This window comes from Roseovarius sp. JB2-10, from assembly GCF_055693585.1.
Genome location: NZ_CM146337.1, coordinates 188,019 through 205,851, shown reverse-complemented (window position 1 = coordinate 205,851; position 17,833 = coordinate 188,019). Strand labels below are relative to the sequence as shown.

Sequence of the window (17,833 nt, the reverse complement as noted above, 5' to 3'; positions counted from 1 at the left end):
ATCAGTCCAGGAAATGACCGGCTGAATTGTTCAACATTGTGCCGGCCATGCATGCTGCCATTTCCGAGGCTGCAAACGCAAAGACGGCCGCCGTATCTTTGGCGGATGGCAGCTTTTTCAGCGCAGTCTTGTTTTGTTCGACGAAACTTTTCATCTGGTCGAAGCTCAGCCCCATATTCGCTCCCATCGTGGAAAACGTGTAGTCGATCGTCGGAGACTCCGGCATGGCTTCTGACCGAACCCCCAAGACCCTTACGCCAGCGGGGCCATATTCATGCGCGAGCGATCGCATCAAGCCTTCGGTCGCTGCATGCGCTGCGGATAGCGCAGGGGCCCAAGGCGATCCGACCCTTGCAAGTGTCGATGTGTTCAGGATGATCACTCCGTGGCCTTGTTGCGACATGTGGCGGAAGACGGATTTTGCCGTGATAAATTGTGATGCTGTATCAACCGCCAATGGCATCATGAATTGCTCATAGTCAACGTCAGTTACCGGCCGACCATGATTGTAAAGACTGGGACCGACGCCGGTGAGGTTGATCAGAATATCGACTGAGCCAGCGTCTTGCATAATCTTGTCTATATAGGCATCTACCTTGGCTTCATCTGTCGCATCCACGATTGCAAGCCCCTCGTCCTGAGCGTTGAGGGTTTTGGACGATCGAAACACACACGCGCCCTCCTGCTCAAAACGCGTTGCCAAGTGTTTCCCAAGATGTCCTCCCGCTCCGAACACAAGCGCGTTTTTGCCTTCAAGTATCATGATCTCGCCTTTCAGATGTCGTTGAACACCCGATGTGGACAGTCGAATAACGCGGCTGAATAATCGGGCTCAGCAACACTTTATGGAGACAGTACTTTTCTACAAGAAGGCAGTTTTTTCGTATGTAGTATCAAGGATAGTACTTAAAACGTTTACTCAACTTTGGTAAATTGCATCGCTGAGCGCTGACGCCGAAAACAGGTCTTTGCTATCGTCGCGACAGCAGGCATTGGATGTTGTGAGCAACAAAAAGCCTTGGGCATTTGTGGACGCGAAAAAGAAAGCAAACCGCTGCTACGCCTTTGGCCCTAACTGCTCCCCAGCCAACAGCCAACGATCACCTTTGCGGACCAATACCGCCGTTCCACGTCCCGAGCCCGAAGTTTGACGGCCTTCAATGACGCCAGTCCAATGAAACTCAAAACTGTAAGCGGCAGCATCCGCCGTCTCAGCTAACCAATGAACGTTGTCGATCCGGTACTCTTCACCCTTTATTGTATTGAAGTTGTTTTGGTATGCCGCCCTGATCGCATCTTTTCCTTGATGCAGCGAGCCATTTGAAAAGATCACAATAGCGTCGTCACTTATGAGCGGCGCAATTGAGTTCCAATCTTGGGTTCCGAGGGCCGTCTCGTACTTTTTGACGAAGTTTTTTGCGGGCATTGCGGCGGATACCTTTCAAATGGAAGTCGTCGTTTAAAACCGTGGCTGGTAAACTTTAAGGCAACCGGTGAACCGTAGTTCGTGAATTCCGCAAAGTCCCGCGTAGCCATCCAGAGAACCCATGCAGCTTCTGGTCCGAAACGAGCCCAACATACTCATTTGTCAGAGTCTAGCGAATGGCCGCAATCGGAGGCGCTGTACGCCGATTAGTGCTGAAAATTGACCAGTTGACATTGACCGCGACGATCCGATTACATGAGAGCCTCGTACGTTCGGTTTACCTGACCCGGTATTTGCTTTTTTTTAGAGGTTGTTTGCAATTGTGAAAAAACCAATTTTTACGTTTCTCTTAGGTGCTTTTCTCGGTTCGTTCTCTCAAGCAATTGCGCAAGAACACACAGTATTCGTAGCAGATACGTGGTCCTACCGCCTTTTTACAATTGATAATCCGTGTGTAGAAAAGAGCAGACGCACGCTGACATTCAGAGCTGAATTTCGCGACCCGGTTCTTGCCCGAGATCATGAAATTGTGGCACGCGCTGCAATTGTAGGTGCATCCTCGCTTTTGCAATGGCCGAACCGATACACGTGCATTGATCACAGTAATTTCGTTGGCGAAGTCTCATCTTACTACGACGGCGATCTGATGTTTCGCGCAAGAACGCATCTCACCGACCGCTTGCGCACAATGACCCCACAATCCGCAGAGCGATTTGGTGGATTGAAGCGTGGAACAGCGTTCTCAAAAATCATACGAGCTTACGTCGCCGGAGAATATAGATCCGATCAGCAAGCCCCGCCAGATATTCAAAAATTTGTCACCGATTTGGACAACGTAGAAACTACAGAAACCGAGAAACCTGATCTGGCATTCGTTACCGCATCTGCGCTCGATCGTGAAAATCAACCCTTCTTGCCCAGCCGCAAACCCGCGTCCAAAGACATAATAGACCGTCTGAATTTTGCTTCAGAAAACGGCGTCCAGGGTGCCACGTTACATCTTCTTCTTCGTGCAGGAATAAGAGACACGATCTACGAAATCAGGGGCCGTGCCGCAAAAGGAGATGCCGGAGTTACTCCTGCGGAACGGGAAATTCTGACTCAAAATTTGGACCTGATTAATCGCGCACTTGAACAAAAAATTGGTTTGATGCTCTTGTTGAAGTCTGAAATGGATCGCTTTGGCCTCTCGATTGACCCTTCAGTAGCGTCCACCAACACGAATTCCGTCCCCGTGGCATTCAATATCGAGCGTGCTCTAAACAGCATGTTACGGGTGCAATTGACAGGCGCGGATAAAATCCTTCAGGCAGCATCCCCTCTGCCACCGGGTGCTGCGTATGCATGCGACGAGGACTGGTGCTATGCTGCCGATGGCATTTTGCAACTTCGATTTCTTTCGCGAAGCGACCCACAGTGTCTAGAGACGGCACCGGGTCGCGCAAAATGCGACTTTAAATATTCGTTTGTCGTACGAGGTGGGGATTTTTTGCAGTTGGAGGGTGATGTGCGAACTAAACTGATGAACGCCATGACGAATGTTGCCGCCGCACAAGAAATACACGCCACCGCTAGTTTTCAAAAATCAGGTGGAGGTTGGCGCGTTTTGTTGCCAATCAGCCCAAAAAATAAAACCAGCGCCTCAGCACGTTAACGTCTACTTTCGGAAAGCCGCACTGTATTAATTGATCTCTTCGCCAACGTCGGCTTTGGGCCGTTCTTACGAATTGAGTTGAGCATGTATCGTTTGCGAGTCCGAACAGTTTTCAATCTTTAAGTGGTACTAATTGTGGTATAATTTAAAAAATGGTAATTTAAGTTGCTGATTTTCATATACTTATACGGTTATTGCGGCAGACATCGGCTCCGTCACCATACTATCTTTTCCAAATTGAATTGGCTTTTTGCTTACGGCTCGAGAGCCTGTTTTGCGTCGCGCCCGCACAGATAATTGCCACACTGGGTCAAGCATTCTCTTGAGATGGTAGGTCCGTCACCCGCTTGACGGCGTAGACAACGACTGGCTGGCTGAGCCCTCTGACCTCAACGTCTTGCCGCACCATCGTCTCACCAGGGGTCAATCCGGATGCTTCAATTGTCGAGTTTGAAGCGATTATCTGAACGTCCAACGACTTCGTAAGCCCTTCGAGGCGGCTGGCCGTGTTCACGGTTTCGCCGAGCGCAGTGATCCGCGCGGCGGCGTCGGTTCTGTGCCCGGCCCCGATGCGACCCAGAACAACAGGCCCAGTGTTCAATCCAATTCCGATCTGAAGGGGGGCCGGTAGCTCATCACGCAGGCTTTGATTGAGCCCGTCGAGGACACCGCCCATCGCCCGCGCAGCCTTGATCGCGCTGACAGCACTGTCTTGAACCGATGTGTCCATTCCAAAGATCGCCATGATCCCGTCGCCCATGAATTTATCCACAAACCCGCCAGAATCCTGAATCGTCTCCGCCATCCGACCCAGAAACTGGTTCAGAAGAAATACGACGTCATAGGACAGCTTGCCTTCGGACATCTTGGTAAACCCGCGCAAATCGCAGAATAGGATCGTTACCTCTTGTTCGACGCCCCAATGGTACCGGTCAATCGCGGCCCCGCGCGTGGCATCCAGATTGCCCGGCATCAACGTCGAGATGGTCAGATTTGCGGTCGGGCGCAACTGGCAGGCCAGCCGGACATTCTCGGGGGCTGCGACCCGTTGCAAAACCTTGATCTCGGTCTCCGATGGCGGCGGTAGTGCCTCGTGACCCTCGACCACCCGCACACGGCAGGTGGAACACCGCGCCCGGCCACCGCAAACGGACGCGTGCGGGATCCGATTGATGCGGCTGATATCCAGTACCGATAGCCCCCGGGTCGCCGGTATGGAGGGCCCGTTGGCGTATGTAACGACAACGCGTCTGGAAAAACGTTGACCGGTCAACAGCAGTAGCCATATCCCCAACGCGCCCGCGAGAATGACATAGTAGACCGCGTTTGTTACCTGAAGCGTCGACACGAAAGTGGCATATTGCTCCGCAGAGAACGGGTTCGAATAGTTCGATTGCAACGCATTCACCCGGCCCGCCGCGACATAGCCCGCATAGGCCGATGCCGGTATGCCCACCGCCAGACCGTTCCAGAGCCAGATCGACCGGCTGTACCAAAGTCGAACACTCAGCCAGTGATGGATCCCGATGCAGCCATGAACCCAAACAAGCGTCATCAGAAAGGCCTGTGACAGCGCTTCATTCGGCCACATGGCCCACAGGGCGTACTCATAACTGGCCTCGATGCCGAACATTTCCTGGACGCCGCGGGTGCCGAGTACATGACGGATCAGGAAAACGGGAATGAGAAGCCCAAAGATCAGCTGAATGACATCGCGCCTTCCAAGCCGCCAGGTCCGCGTTCCGATGAATTTTGCGATGCCCAACACGAAATGAACCGTCGCGGCCGCAATCAGCAGCACCGTTCCCAGACCGCTTTGCGTGACCAATACCCTGAGGTTCTGACCCGATTGCATGGCATCGAGTGAGATCAGACCAAGACCGTGGTTGATAAAATGGGTGACGGCAAAGGCGAACAGGATCAGTCCCGACGCAATGCGTAGCTGCGGCACATAGTAGGTCCGCGTTATCGTCGGGTCAGAGGTCGGCTGGTCCGGACTGTCCAACTTTGGATCTTTCTCATCGACTTCGAAAGCAACGATCAAAATGCATTCCCCAATTGGAACGCGCACGGGCATGATAGGCGCGGGGCGGCGATCCTGAAAGCATTTATCGCACTGCAGCAAGCGGTAAATGTCGGATATCGGTGTGCATCACGGCCCATCACCAATGGGACAACGACCTTCCAGCAAATCTCTTTTGGCGTTGATTGCCTCGGCGGCGAAATCCATGAAACGCCTGACGCGGGCCGTGTTGCGCAAGTCTTCATGCGTCAGTAACCAGATCTCTCGATCGGGCTCTGACGTTGCCGGGGGCAATCTGCGCAATCCCGGCTCCCTATCGCCTACAAAACAGGGGAGCATGCAAATGCCCATGCCGTTCTTGGCGGCCTCGAGATGGGTCAGCGTGTTGGGCACGCAGTGCCGAACGGGCGCGTCAGGGTAAGGGCTCTCGCGAACCCATTGCGGGTTCTCTACTTTATCATTCCAGCCGATCCACTCCAATTGTCCGGATGATGCGTGGACATGTTCCCGGATGTAGTCTGGAGAGGCATAAATTGACCGGGCATATTTGACCAAACGACGCCCAACCAGATTGTCAGGTGGATCGTTTGAAATGCGAATGGCAACATCGGCCTGACGCCATGCGAGGTCTGCCATCGACAGTGACACATCCAGATCGAGCCGAATTTCCGGGTTGGTTGCGGAGAATTTGACGAGATCAGGCATGATGAGTTTCGTGGCGATCGTGTTCGGCAGCGTGACTTTCAGAGTGCCGCCCAAATTCGTGTCTCGGCCGGCCAATCTTCGTTCCACGGTGACGGCATCCGCTTCGATGCGCTGTGCCAAGTCCAGGATGTCTTCTCCTGCCTCGGTCAGAAAATATCCTTTGGGCAATCTCTCAAATAATCTGGCGCCCAGTCTGGTTTCGAATGCGTCGATCCGGCGCGAGACTGTCGAATGATTGACGGCAATGGCCGCAGCCGCGGCGCGGATTGAGCCGCTACGCGCGACGGCAAGGAAGTAACGGATGTCGTCCCAATCTTTCATCGGTGCATTTTTGCACCGCAATTCCGCAAATTCAATGGGTTCTCGCGCGCTTTTGCGCGAATTACGTAGGTCTTGGCAACACAACACGAGGCTGAAGTTAGGGGATCAGTGCTGGCAAGGCATCAGTTGTTCCCGGCTGCCAGCAAGTGAAACGGCTTGAGCGCGCTGTGTTTGCCCGCAACGAAACGAAGACTGGAGAACACGATGTACATTATTTTCCTGAAGTTCTCGGAAAACCGAAGGAACGCCGCGCAGTATCTTGCTGGCCACAAAAAGTGGTTGGCTGACGGGATTGGTGACGGCACGTTCCTGATGGCTGGAACCCTGGGCGACAATCTGGGGGGCGTGGTGCTTGCGCAGGGCGGATCACTGGCGACGATCGATAAACGCGTGAAGGAAGATCCGTTTGTGCGTGCAAATGTCGTCACCCCCGAAATCCTTACATGCACGCCGTCAGTAGCTGGAGAGCGCTTTAAATTCTTGCTAAATCGGGAGGTCACGGAATGATTTTGCCTCCAATCAAACGCAATTCCATTTTTGCCCTGGTGATCGCAAGTGTTGTGGGGTTCTGGTCGCATGGCGTCCCTGCTCAAGACAGCCCGTGGGGGCCGCAAGATGAAATCGGATCCTTGAATGCGATGACCGATCAATCCAGGTTCGATGCGCTTAGCGATGTAACAAACGGCCGGGTGTACGATCTTGGTGTCGAACTATTTGTCGGAATTCCGGATTGTTGCGGTGCTGCCTTTGGCGATCCGACCTACCAGATGATGATGACTCATACCCCATCTCGCGAGGAGGGATCTGAACTCTTGTCGCATTCCAGTGAGGCGATTTTCATGAACACCCACACCGGGACGCACATGGATACGCTCAGCCATTTTGGCCTACACGGCAAAATCTGGAATAACGTTAGCGCCAAGGATGCTCTGGGCGACCGTGGCTGGCAAAAATCCGGTGCCGAGAAGTACCCGCCAATCATTGCGCGGGGCGTCATGATTGATGTGGTCGGTTCCAAGGGCGTGGAAAAACTACCGGACTCATACGCCATCACTGTCGAAGATGTAAAAGCAGCGCTAACTAAGCAGCAGACTGAACTGCAGCCGGGCGATGTGGTCTTGATCCGGACCGGGCAAATGACGCAATGGCCTGCCCCAGAAGGGCGAAGCCTTTTCAAGGAACCAGGTGTTGGCCTGGATGCCGCGAAGTGGCTGGTGGAAGAAAAAGGGGCCATGATGCTGGGTGCGGACAACTTTGGGTTTGAGAGTTTTCCATCGACAAACCCCAAGAACTTTGCGCCCGTTCATACTTACTTGCTCGCCGAAAAAGGCATGCCATTCTTCGAGCTTTTGTGGCTGGAGGATCTTGCCAAGGATGAGGTCTACGAATTTCTTTTTGTCGGCGCACCGATCAAGTTGCGTGGTGCAAGCGGAGCGCCCGTCCGACCTTTCGCTGTCCCGATCGCTACGAATTGAAGGCAAAGGGTCGCGTTTGAGTGAAAACCTTGGCGGATGGTGGTGACACTGTCCGCCTTTTTTGTCCCGACTTGTCCAGAAGCCTGTGTTGTTTTGGTTGCGGCGTTCCCAGACGATATCGATAGAGTTTGCCAAAAGGCGTTCAATCGGGGCAACCTTCCTGAGACTATGCAAACTGATGCCGTTTGCTGCCAATGAACAGGGGTGACAAACGATGGCGAAAACTGACCTGTCTGAGCCCGTCGATCTCCCGTGTGGCGTTCGCTTGAAGAACCGCTTTTCGAAAAGCGCTATGACAGAGGCGCTCGCCGATCGGGATGATGCCCCAAACTCAGCTCACCAAAAGCTTTACCAAAGATGGTCGAGGGGTGGAATGGCGCTGCAGGTCACCGGCAATGTGATGGTCGATGGCCGGTACCTTGAACGGCCTGGAAATGTTGTGATTGAAAATGAAAAAGACCTTGATGCCCTGCGGAAATGGGCCGAGGCGGGGAAGTCCGGCGGGAGCCATATCTGGATGCAGATCAGTCACCCGGGTCGTCAATGCCCTATTGTGGTCAACACTCGCCCGTTGTCGCCTTCAGCCGAAAAGCTCCAAATTTTGGGGTTGTTTGGAAAGCCCAAAGCGATGTCTGCGGACGATATCGAAGACGCTATCCGTCGCTATGCAAGGACAGCGGAGATTGCGCAAAAGGTCGGGTTCGACGGCGTCCAGATCCACGGCGCGCACGGGTACCTGATCAGTCAATTTTTGTCACCGATTACAAACCGGCGCGGGGATGAATGGGGTGGGCCTCTGGGAAATCGTACACGGTTTCTGCGACGGGTTTACGCCGCGACAAGAGAGGCTGTTGGCCGCGAATTTCCGGTAGCAGTCAAACTCAACTCAGCTGACTTCCAGAAGGGCGGATTTACGATTGAGGACAGTTGTCAGGTTGCGCAGTGGTTGGAAGAGGACGGCATTGACCTTATCGAACTTTCTGGCGGCACGTATGAGCAGATGAGTTTTGTGAATGGCACACCGGAAAAGCAACGCGACAGCACGGTCAGGCGCGAGGCCTATTTTTTGGAATATGCCCGCGAGGTTCGCAAAGCGGTGACGGTGCCAATCATGGTGACGGGCGGATTTCGCAGCGCTTCTGCGATGCAACACGCCGTGTCGGAGGATGGTGTGGATGTCATAGGGCTTGCCCGCCCGCTCTGCGTTCAGCCTGATGCGGTTACGGCAATTCTTGACGGCACGGTGAGCCGCATTGGCATCAACGAAGATGGTCTTGTGATCGGCAAGGGCAGGTTGGGTGTGAACGCCCGGAATTGGTTGATAAATCTCGTCAACACGGTTTCTCAGGTGGAATATTATGCGTGGCAGATGACACGTATGTCGCGCGAGTTGGCGCCGCAAACGGCCGCGCGAAACAATGCAATTGGATACTTTTTTTGGTACCTGAGCCGGACAACCCTTCTTGGTCTGCGCCGAAAGTTTGGCCGGCGTCATTAGCTCTTTTGACATGAGCACGTGAAGGAAAACCTGTGAAAAATCATATGGTTTTCCCATCCAGCCCGGCGATTAACAACAACTCGCATCAATCGGAGGAGGTACAGAAGTGGCGATTGCAAAGCGTTGGTTTGAGAGTTGAAAACCGATCACCAAGTATGGGGTCTTGTTGCGTCAAAGGACGGTCGCAAGATGCGCGAAATGGACCGAGGCCGCTTGATCCATGAGGCTTGTCTGCTTGCGGTCGCAACTCAGGCATTTGGAAATCCCACATTTGATGTCAAATCCGGTTCACCGGGCACCGACCCTATTGTAATTGATGGGAGCGATATGAATTCTGCAATTGCTTATTGGATCACGTTGGTTCCCAGCCAGACGCCGGTTGGCAGCCAACGTGTTCAGTCATATCTATTGATCTGTTTCAGGTGCTGTCACTGGTTCCGCCGATCAATTCGGTGATCGACTGCGTCACGCCAATAAGCGCATCTGCATGCCGTTCCAGCGCGGGCAAATCTGTTTCGCTGACGGTTCCCCAAACATTGATAGATGCGATCACTTCACCAACGTAGTTAAAGATTGGGGCCGCGATGCCGCGGATGTAGTCATATTCTTCCCGGTCGCTTGTCGCGTAGCCCCGTGCGCGCACCTGTTCGAGGTTTGCGCGAAATTCGTTAAGCGACGTGATGGTTTGGGTGGTGCGACTGAAAAAGTCGTATTTTTCGAACTTTGCCTCAAATAGTGGGCTCGGCATAAACGCCACCAACGCTTTGCCCGCGGCGCAGACATGTAACGGTTCCCGCAAACCGGGCCTGCTGTGGCCGCCGAAATTGTCACTGGCATCAAACGCTCTCAAAACAACTGCAAAATCGCCATCAACAGCTGCAATCGAAACATTGCGGCCAGTCGCTTTCTGCAGGGCCATCATACCGTCGACGGAAAGCGATTGCAGGTCGTAACCGCCATAAGCTTCCTTCATGATGTCAAAGGCTTTTCTCCCCAGCAGATAAGCTTTTATCTGGGCATTAAACTGCACCATTTCTTCATCCATCAGGATTTTCAGGATGCGATGAACGGTGCTTTTGCTCATCTCACTTTGACGCACCAGTTCGGTGAAACTTGCAGGCCTTTTGGCCTGTCCGATCAATGTCAGCAGGTTGATCGCCTTGGAAATCATCGAATTTTGCAACTTGGATTCCTCGGCAGGAGTGTGTCTTGACGAACTGGAATGCATTCTGTTTAATAAAACTTTAGTTCCGATGCGCGGAACAATCAATTGAAAAGATCGCTGATTGCGAAAAAGGGCGGTGAAATGTCAAAGCTTCGCGAAACACCATCTGTGGGCCAGCAAGCCGGAAAGTCGCGCGAGTGGAATTTTCACCCGTCGCTTCCGATTGGCATGTCACCGGTGTTTGATATTCCGCCCAAGCCCAAGGCCGCTTTGGCTTGGATTGCAGGGACATGGCTCAAATTGACCCCGCCGGTAAACCACCTGCTATGTGCCGTTGTGGTGTATCTCTTTCTTTGGCCAAGCCTGACTTCCATGCAAATGTTCAGCACGGGGTGGGTCCTGCAGGTGTTTGTCATCAATTTCGGGGCGGTCGTGATTATGGCAGGGGGGTTGCATCTATACCTCTATGTTCTGGCCGGTCAAAAGACGCGCCTCAAGTTTGATGTGCGACCCATGGAGAAAAGCTCTCGTTTCACTTTTGGAAATCAGGTGTGGGACAATATTTTCTGGACGCTTGCCTCCGCTGTCGTGAGCTGGACATTCTGGGTCATTCTTTATTTCTACGCGGTGGCGAACGGATGTGTGCCAGCGTTGAGCAGTTTTGAGCAATCGCCTGTTTGGTTCATCCTTTTCTTTTTTGTCATCCGCTTCTGGCAATCGTTCCATTTCTACTGGATTCACCGATTGATCCACATTCCATGGCTCTTTAAGTCCGTGCACCATCTGCACCATCGCAATGTCAACGTGGGGCCTTGGTCCGGCTTGGCGATGCATCCGTTGGAGAGTTTTCTGTATTTTTCAGGGCTTCTGATCCATTTCGTGCTGCCGTCTCATCCGGTTCATGTTCTCTTCCACATGTTTGCGCTGAGTTTGGGTGCCGTGTTTTCTCATTCGGGCTTCGACAAGCTTCTCATCAAGGACAAAAAAGCGATCAAGGCCGGGTCGTTTCATCATCAACTTCACCACCGCTACTTCGAATGTAACTACGGATCGGAAGAGATGCCGCTGGACCGTTGGTTTGGCAGTTTCCACGATGGCACGCCGGAGGCAACGAAACGTATTCGAGCGCGGAAAAAACTGATGTTTGCCCGCAAGTGACCTCTCCTTCGAACCGTCAGTTGCCTCGCATCCGAACCGGGTGCGAAGTATAGAAAATGCCATTGCGCTACGATCTATTTGATTTGAGCGGCGACAAAAGCACAGCAGACAAGGCACGTGGAGTGGATGTGTTAAGGAGAGTATTGAGGCGCTAATTCGACACCGCGGTCCAACACCGGCAACGCGGGTCACCAAGATGTCGTCGTGGAATTGCTCAGGAGGCTTTGCTTTGCGTGTTGCCGTGTAGAAACTCCTGCAACTCTTCCAAACTCAAGGGACGGCCGAAGTAAAAACCTTGTACCGCATTGCAATCTTCTGCCCGCAAAAACGCCAACTCATCCTCCAGCTCTACACCTTCTGCCAACACCGGAATTTTTAGCGCTGCACCAAGAAGCAAGGTCGATCGTACAATTGCGGCACTTTGGTCGTTGTCATGCACATCCTGCACGAAGCTTCGATCGATTTTGATCTTGTCGAATGGAAACGCCTGCAGTGTCGCAAGCGAGGAATAGCCGGTTCCAAAGTCATCCATCGCGATGCGCACGCCCATGTCTTTCAACCGGTGCATGACCTTGAGCGTATGTACCTGATCGTCGATGATGCTTGCCTCGGTAATTTCAAGCTCCAGCCGTTCTGCCGGCAATCTGCTTTCCATTAGAATGTCGGCCACATGCTCGACAAAGGAGGGCTGTACAAGCTGTTGCGGTGCCACGTTGACTGCCACGCTATACGGTACGGGCCATTTTGCCGCTTCGGTGCAGGCGGTGCGCATTACCCAAAGCCCGATGTCCCGGATCAGCCCCGTTTCTTCGGCAATTGGAATGAATTCGCTTGGCGGAATGCGCCCTCGGCTTGGATGGTTCCATCGCAAAAGTGCTTCAAACCCCGTGGGTTCAAGCGATTTGACGCTATTTTGAAGCTGATAAACAAGCTCGAACTGATTGCCGTCCACGGCATTTCGCAGGTCATCAACCAACACCAACCGGTCATGGCTTTGCTGATCAATCTCCGCGGTGAAGAGACACACATGGCATTCGGGTTCCGACTTGGCCCGGTACATCGCCAGATCCGACTTGTGCAAAAGAGCGTCCAGATCCCGCCCCTCTTCGATGCTTGTGGCAATGCCTATCGCCGCGCCAATTGAAATGGATGCCGTGGGTGTCTCGATAGGTTCAACAATGAGCGCATGGAGACGGTCGGCGAAGGCGATCACCTGCTCGACACGTCGAAACCCTCTAACCAGCGCCACAAACTCATCGCCACCGGCGCGGGCCACGAACTCATCAGAATGCAGGTTATGTGTCAGACGGGCGGCAATCGTTGTAAGCACTGTGTCCCCAACTGCGTGCCCATGCAGGTCGTTGACTTGTTTGAAAAGGTTCAGATCTATTGTGAGAACTGCAACTTTTTCGGTTTCGTCCGCCTGCAGACGGTTGGCGATTTCGGCCATCATTTGCTTGAGTTGCATCCGGTTGGGAAGGCCTGTGAGCTGATCGTGCAAGGCGGCATGTTTCAGCTGTCCGCGGGTTTCCCGTTCAAGATTTGTTTCGATGCTAAATGAGGCAAATCCGATCACATACAAAACACTGGCCACGGCCATAACCAGCACACCGAGATTTTCATCTGCAATGACTTCGGGTGGCACTTCGTATGCAGAATCGAGAAAAATTGTAAACGCCGTCATACCGGTGAAATGCATCGCGCAAATCGAAAGGATGAACAGCACGGCGCCCCCCAGCCAACAGTATCTGGTCACGGGTTTAAGGATGCGATGATAGGCTATTGCGCCCAAAACAGCGCCCAGCACGACCGATGCAATTTGCCGGTCGACCTGCCAAATGATTTCACCGGGAAGGATGTATGCCGACATGCCAAGATAGTGCATGGCCGAGACAGCCAGCCCAAAAACCGCCCCCGCCATCAAATCGCGGAACCGGTGCGTGCTGAAACCCAAAACGCCATTTGAGATCAACAAACCGGCAATCGCGACGCCGAGCGATAACCCTGTGGAGACAGGTTCATACCCGTGATCCACGCCCGGGTCATAGGCCAGCATTGCAATGAAATGCGTGGACCATATGGTGGTGCCGCCGATGATACTGGTCAATCCAAGCTGGATGAGTTTACGGCTGCCTGATGCGTGGATCATGCGCCTGCACAGCAATACCGACAGACAAGATCCGACGACACATACGACGACGGCCAGTGCGAGCAAACCGTAGTGGTGTTCCTGGGTAAAACATTCAAAAACGCGATACATTTAGGCATCCGAACCGAAACTGAAACCAAGTTTCTTGCATGCCATAAGGGTCGTAAAATCATTGATACGACGCCGGGGAAAAAGAACATCAAATTGTTCGGAATTTTTCGGCGTCCAATCCCCGAGGTTGCCAAAAGCTTGACCCTGACCGGTTCAAGCACTGCAAGAAAGCTTAGAATAGTTTGAACGATGCAACGAAGGGCAGGTGGTCCGACACCTCTTCGCGGAACTTTTCACGGCCCATGTCCAGCGTCCAATGCATTGGAAAAAGCCGCAGCGAGCCGCGCACGTAATCTGTTGAAAACTTTCGCGAAACTGCAAAGCCATCAAGCAAATTTGCGCGACCCTTTTTCAGGATGTGCGAAAAGCGATCTTGCAGATCCCAGCACGACAGGAAATCCATGACATCGTCGCCGCCCAGGTGGAAAAAGTTGCTGACATCCTGACCGGGGATCATGTTGAAATCCCCCATAAGGGCGATCATGTCACGGCGGTATCCCGGCTGGGTTTGCAGGTTTGTCATCCAGTCGCCGATCACCTTGCATTGCGTGTCGCGCAACTCCTGTTCCGGCTTGTCGCGGCCTGATTTCAGGTGAACGCCGATGACCGTTGCGTCAAATCGCGTGCCGATTTGAATATCAACCGCATAGGCCTGACGTCCGCCTGTGTACTCACCTTCCGAGTCTGGGATAAATCGCGGGTTTGTCACGTCAATCCCGGGCTTGTGGAGAAAACCGATATGCAAATGGCTTTCGGGTTGCGGGTCGATGATGACTTCGTAGGTAAGTCCGAAATCAGCCAGCCTGTTGGCGAGCCATGTGATGTGGGAAATCGGCGATACCTCTACCAGCGTCACAAAATCCGCATCTAGAAGCGCCAGGCCTTTCGCCTGATTTTCCGCCTTCTTGCTGTCGTCACTGATTCCCTGCCCGGGATTGAAGGGCGTGTTTCCCGCAAGGTTCCAGACTGCAAACCGTGCCAAAGAATGATCAAAAGTAGCCATCGAAAATATCTCCTCGAAAATGTCAGAGTAAAATGACGTTGTAACACAAAGGTATCGAAGCCGCCGCCTTTGACGGGCAGCAAAAGGCGTATTGCAAAGGGGTGCCTGATGTGTGGTGGATGACGTGAGGGATACGGCGCGGGAAATGCGACCGTATGTTCAAGCAGTCCGGGTCAGGCTGTTCTAGTTTGTCACTTCTTTCGCCAGTGACTGCGCCGTATCGAGATACTGAGCTTTGAAGCTGTGGCCTTCTTCGTTCAGGCACATGACGACGGGCGTTTGCGCAATGGATTGCACCGAATTGCACGTCGGCGCGCCATTAAGGTCTGTCAGATGGGTGAGCGGTTCGTAACTCGCCGCCAACGCATCTAGAAAGCTGTAAACGTTGCCTTGGTGTGTGTCGGCGATCGGGCGTCCTTCCATCGGGACAACCCGGTCTTTGGTGCCGTGAATATGAATAAAGGGTGCGCGGCTTGGCAAACAGGACGTAGGAACAGGTGCCCAAGGGGTTCCGGCGACGGCGACAAAAACCTTTGGGGTGAAATCGGAGCGGCATGCCACGTCAGAAACCAACATGGAGCCCGCTGAGAAACCTGAAAATATGATCTCATCTTGCGCCACGCCGAGGCGTTTCTCCAGATCGGCCGCGACACTTGCCACATAAGCAATTTCGTCGCGTGGCACATAGTTTCCGCCTGTCGGTGCGTTCGGGATCGCCCAATCATCGCCCGCGGATTGCAGTGCCACCAGATGCATCCCATTACCTTGCGCGTACTCTCGCAAAGATCCTCGCATCACCGATGACGCTTTGCCTTTGTAGCCATGAGCGAAAATGACAGCACCTTTGGCCCCCGGCGTTTCGGCAATGCGGTACACGCCGGTGGCGACTTCGCAATCCGTTTGGTCAGAGCAGGCAGATGCCGGGGTTGATTGAATGAGCGCCATGAAGGCGGCGGCGAAGACGAAAGAACGGGGATGCTGCATCACGGTGGCGTTTTCAAATTAGTTGCAATGGTTATCGTTACCATGTCCCAGATCAGCGGCCCATAGATGCCAAGATCACATATGCGACATCACGGGCGCGTGGCACCGTTTTTGCAGTGCCACGCTGATAGTCACCGCTAGCCAAACGCCGCGCCATCATCACGCCAAACCGAAATGACGGACGATCTCGGGTGACCGTTGCCATCCGGCCAGGACCCGCCGGGATGCTGAATACCCACAAAGGCGACTTTCTTGTCCACGGACCAACAAATACCGGTCACCTCTGCCCCGTTGGGGACTGTCATGAAACGCGCGATTTCTCCGCTCTCGGGGTCACCTACCAACATCTGGTTGTTGCCCATGCCTTCGAAATCGCCTTCGTTCTTGTAGTTTCCGTCGGTTTGGATCCAAAGCATGCCATCGGATGAAAACGCCATGCCGTCTGGCGAATTGAACATGTTGCCGGCGTTGACGTTGGCCGAGCCGCCATATTCGTTGCTGTAGACGTTGGGATTGCCGGCCATCACATAGAGATCCCATGTAAAGTCATCTGCTGCGTGATTGTCACCCGATGGACGCCAGCGCACGATCTGACCGTAGTGGTTGGATTCGCGCGGGTTCGCAGGATTGACCGAGGTGTCATCCCCGCCTGCATTCGGCTTTACACCACGATTTTTGTTGTTGGTCAGTGCGCAATAGGCCTCGGCCTTCAAGGGGTTGGTCGTCACCCATTCAGGGCGATCCATTGTGGTCCCGCCTGCCTTGGAGGCCGCCATCCTGGTAAAGCAAAGGATTTCCGCCGCATCCATGTCGACAGTGTCCGGCGTCAACGGCAACCATTTGCCCGATTGATCCTCTTCGAACTTGGCCACGTAGAGCGTGCCATCGTCCAGCAATCCATCCGTCGGACCGCCTTCGGTATAGGTACCGTTCGACACGTAGCGATAGAGATATTCGCCGCGTTCATCATCGCCCATATAGACCACGATCCGCCCGTCGCTGGCCTGAACCATGGCGGCGTTTTCATGTTTGAACCGGCCCAGTGCCGTGCGCTTGACCGGGACCGATTGTGGATCACTCGGATCAATTTCTGTCACAAAACCGTGCCGGTGCGGCTCATTCGGTTCTGTGGAGATGTCGTAGCGCGGATCAAATTTTTCGTAGCTATACCGGCTTTCGCCGCCGATCCCGTAGCGGGTGTATCCTTCACCCTCGGGTTCGTCACCGGTCGCGCCGAAATAGCCGTTAAAGTTCTCTTCGCAGGTCAGGTAGGTGCCCCAGAGTGTTGGGCCTGAGCCGCAATTGTTCATAGTGCCTTTCACCGTCATGCCTTCCGGGTCGGCCGCGGTTTGCACCAGCGGATGGCCGGCCAGCGGACCACTCAGCGTCATTTCCGTTTCGTGTGTGATGCGGCGATTGAAGGGGCTGTCGACCACTACGGCGTATCCGTCGCCTGTATCTGCGACTTCCATCACCGTCACGCCCTGCAGGTTTTTCAGCAGCGTGACATGGTCGGGTGAATTCGGGACGCCTTCGACCTCTTGTGGGAGGTTTATCTTCGGGTTCACGTATTCCGAATTCACGGCGATCAGCTGTTTACCATCCACTTCATACAACGCCATGCCATCGGTGTTTTCGCCAAAGACCTTGTCCGACGCGTCGACCGAAACCCCAGTGTCTGGTGAATAAGCTCCTTCGGCTTCTGACCAGAGCGGATCGCCCCATCTGACCAGAACCTTGGTGCTGAACCCTTCGGGCACATGCACATCGAAATCGGTTGCGATGTCGATCGGGGTGAAAGCAAAGTTTGCACCGCTCGCCGCCCGCGCCGCTGAGGTGGACAAAAACAGGCTGCTGCCAAATACGGCGGCTCCTGAACCGAAAGCCAGCGCGCCGCCAAGCAGCCCGCGTCTCGATATTGATCGTTGAACAACCTGATCAAATTGGTTGTCTTCTGGCCGGGGATCACGATGTTCATCGAATTCATCCCAGGACAGGTCATCCACAAAATTATCAGCCATTTTAAATTTTCCTCGCTTCGAAATTACCGTGGCAGGACTCGCAGCGCTTTCGCGCTGAAATCATATTGCACTCAACACTAGGTTGAAATTGACTCAATTAGATGACAATCCGCGTTTTCGGCAGCATTCAGCCGTAGGAT

General features: G+C 53.6%; 14 protein-coding genes. 5 read left to right on the top strand and 9 right to left on the bottom strand.

What is annotated here, in order from left to right; genetic code table 11:
• Position 1: 1 nt before the first annotated feature.
• Positions 2–763, bottom strand: a complete 762-nt coding sequence (locus tag ACZ1HJ_RS00960; RefSeq protein ID WP_472720504.1) for an SDR family NAD(P)-dependent oxidoreductase — start codon at positions 761–763, stop codon at positions 2–4.
• Positions 764–1,057: 294 nt separating this feature from the next.
• Positions 1,058–1,426 (bottom strand): YybH family protein, encoded by a 369-nt coding sequence (locus ACZ1HJ_RS00955; protein WP_472720503.1) that lies wholly within the window; start codon positions 1,424–1,426, stop codon positions 1,058–1,060.
• A 322-nt stretch (positions 1,427–1,748) separates the two neighbouring features.
• Here ACZ1HJ_RS00955 and ACZ1HJ_RS00950 point away from each other — a divergent pair, with 322 nt between their 5' ends.
• The gene (locus tag ACZ1HJ_RS00950; protein WP_472720502.1) at positions 1,749–3,080 is read left to right on the top strand and encodes a hypothetical protein; all 1,332 of its coding nucleotides are present in this window, start codon (positions 1,749–1,751) and stop codon (positions 3,078–3,080) included.
• 310 nt (positions 3,081–3,390) lie between these two features.
• Here the strand turns inward: ACZ1HJ_RS00950 and ACZ1HJ_RS00945 are convergent, their stop codons facing one another.
• Positions 3,391–5,124: an adenylate/guanylate cyclase domain-containing protein gene (locus ACZ1HJ_RS00945; RefSeq protein ID WP_472720501.1), complete on the bottom strand. Its 1,734-nt coding sequence runs from the start codon at positions 5,122–5,124 to the stop codon at positions 3,391–3,393.
• Positions 5,125–5,232: 108 nt separating this feature from the next.
• Entirely contained in the window at positions 5,233–6,129 is an 897-nt protein-coding gene (locus ACZ1HJ_RS00940) for a LysR family transcriptional regulator (protein ID WP_472720500.1), read from the bottom strand.
• Positions 6,130–6,333: 204 nt separating this feature from the next.
• On the opposite strand from ACZ1HJ_RS00940, the gene ACZ1HJ_RS00935 reads away from it, so the two are divergent.
• The 3 genes from ACZ1HJ_RS00935 to ACZ1HJ_RS00925 all read left to right on the top strand — a co-directional run bounded on the left by ACZ1HJ_RS00935 (position 6,334) and on the right by ACZ1HJ_RS00925 (position 9,102).
• Complete coding sequence (locus ACZ1HJ_RS00935; RefSeq protein WP_472720499.1) at positions 6,334–6,636, top strand: YciI family protein; 303 nt, start codon at positions 6,334–6,336, stop codon at positions 6,634–6,636.
• Positions 6,633–7,604, top strand: coding sequence for a cyclase family protein (locus ACZ1HJ_RS00930; protein WP_472720498.1), 972 nt, complete (start codon positions 6,633–6,635; stop codon positions 7,602–7,604). The genes ACZ1HJ_RS00935 and ACZ1HJ_RS00930 overlap by 4 nt, the downstream gene beginning before the upstream one ends.
• A gap of 214 nt (positions 7,605–7,818) precedes the next feature.
• A complete protein-coding gene (locus ACZ1HJ_RS00925; RefSeq protein WP_472720497.1) occupies positions 7,819–9,102 on the top strand; it encodes an NADH:flavin oxidoreductase/NADH oxidase family protein in 1,284 nt (427 codons plus the stop codon).
• Positions 9,103–9,520: 418 nt separating this feature from the next.
• On the opposite strand, the gene ACZ1HJ_RS00920 is transcribed toward ACZ1HJ_RS00925, so the two are convergent.
• Complete coding sequence (locus tag ACZ1HJ_RS00920) at positions 9,521–10,330, bottom strand: IclR family transcriptional regulator (protein WP_472720496.1); 810 nt, start codon at positions 10,328–10,330, stop codon at positions 9,521–9,523.
• Positions 10,331–10,408: 78 nt separating this feature from the next.
• On the opposite strand from ACZ1HJ_RS00920, the gene ACZ1HJ_RS00915 reads away from it, so the two are divergent.
• Positions 10,409–11,425, top strand: a complete 1,017-nt coding sequence (locus ACZ1HJ_RS00915) for a sterol desaturase family protein (RefSeq protein ID WP_472720495.1) — start codon at positions 10,409–10,411, stop codon at positions 11,423–11,425.
• 214 nt (positions 11,426–11,639) lie between these two features.
• Here the strand turns inward: ACZ1HJ_RS00915 and ACZ1HJ_RS00910 are convergent, their stop codons facing one another.
• The 4 genes from ACZ1HJ_RS00910 to ACZ1HJ_RS00895 all read right to left on the bottom strand — a co-directional run bounded on the left by ACZ1HJ_RS00910 (position 11,640) and on the right by ACZ1HJ_RS00895 (position 17,693).
• Positions 11,640–13,685 (bottom strand): putative bifunctional diguanylate cyclase/phosphodiesterase, encoded by a 2,046-nt coding sequence (locus ACZ1HJ_RS00910; RefSeq protein ID WP_472720494.1) that lies wholly within the window; start codon positions 13,683–13,685, stop codon positions 11,640–11,642.
• A gap of 172 nt (positions 13,686–13,857) precedes the next feature.
• Positions 13,858–14,688 carry an endonuclease/exonuclease/phosphatase family protein gene (locus ACZ1HJ_RS00905; RefSeq protein WP_472720493.1) on the bottom strand — a complete coding sequence of 277 codons (831 nt, stop codon included), beginning with the start codon at positions 14,686–14,688 and terminating at the stop codon, positions 13,858–13,860.
• Between the two features lie 183 nt (positions 14,689–14,871).
• A complete protein-coding gene (locus ACZ1HJ_RS00900; RefSeq protein ID WP_472720492.1) occupies positions 14,872–15,672 on the bottom strand; it encodes a CE1 family esterase in 801 nt (266 codons plus the stop codon).
• Positions 15,673–15,809: 137 nt separating this feature from the next.
• On the bottom strand, positions 15,810–17,693 hold the full coding sequence (locus tag ACZ1HJ_RS00895; RefSeq protein WP_472720491.1) for a PhoX family protein: 1,884 nt from the start codon (positions 17,691–17,693) through the stop codon (positions 15,810–15,812).
• Between the last annotated feature and the right edge of the window lie 140 nt (positions 17,694–17,833).

What these genes read in the sequence shown, in the direction of transcription:
- ACZ1HJ_RS00960 (WP_472720504.1), bottom strand. Translation starts at nt 763, where the DNA reads ATGATACTTGAAGGCAAAAACGCGCTTGTGTTCGGAGCGGGAGGACAT.
- ACZ1HJ_RS00955 (WP_472720503.1), bottom strand. Translation starts at nt 1,426, where the DNA reads ATGCCCGCAAAAAACTTCGTCAAAAAGTACGAGACGGCCCTCGGAACC.
- ACZ1HJ_RS00940 (WP_472720500.1), bottom strand. Translation starts at nt 6,129, where the DNA reads ATGAAAGATTGGGACGACATCCGTTACTTCCTTGCCGTCGCGCGTAGC.
- ACZ1HJ_RS00935 (WP_472720499.1), top strand. Translation starts at nt 6,334, where the DNA reads ATGTACATTATTTTCCTGAAGTTCTCGGAAAACCGAAGGAACGCCGCG.
- ACZ1HJ_RS00930 (WP_472720498.1), top strand. Translation starts at nt 6,633, where the DNA reads ATGATTTTGCCTCCAATCAAACGCAATTCCATTTTTGCCCTGGTGATC.
- ACZ1HJ_RS00925 (WP_472720497.1), top strand. Translation starts at nt 7,819, where the DNA reads ATGGCGAAAACTGACCTGTCTGAGCCCGTCGATCTCCCGTGTGGCGTT.
- ACZ1HJ_RS00920 (WP_472720496.1), bottom strand. Translation starts at nt 10,330, where the DNA reads ATGCATTCCAGTTCGTCAAGACACACTCCTGCCGAGGAATCCAAGTTG.
- ACZ1HJ_RS00915 (WP_472720495.1), top strand. Translation starts at nt 10,409, where the DNA reads ATGTCAAAGCTTCGCGAAACACCATCTGTGGGCCAGCAAGCCGGAAAG.
- ACZ1HJ_RS00910 (WP_472720494.1), bottom strand. Translation starts at nt 13,685, where the DNA reads ATGTATCGCGTTTTTGAATGTTTTACCCAGGAACACCACTACGGTTTG.
- ACZ1HJ_RS00905 (WP_472720493.1), bottom strand. Translation starts at nt 14,688, where the DNA reads ATGGCTACTTTTGATCATTCTTTGGCACGGTTTGCAGTCTGGAACCTT.
- ACZ1HJ_RS00900 (WP_472720492.1), bottom strand. Translation starts at nt 15,672, where the DNA reads ATGCAGCATCCCCGTTCTTTCGTCTTCGCCGCCGCCTTCATGGCGCTC.
- ACZ1HJ_RS00895 (WP_472720491.1), bottom strand. Translation starts at nt 17,693, where the DNA reads ATGGCTGATAATTTTGTGGATGACCTGTCCTGGGATGAATTCGATGAA.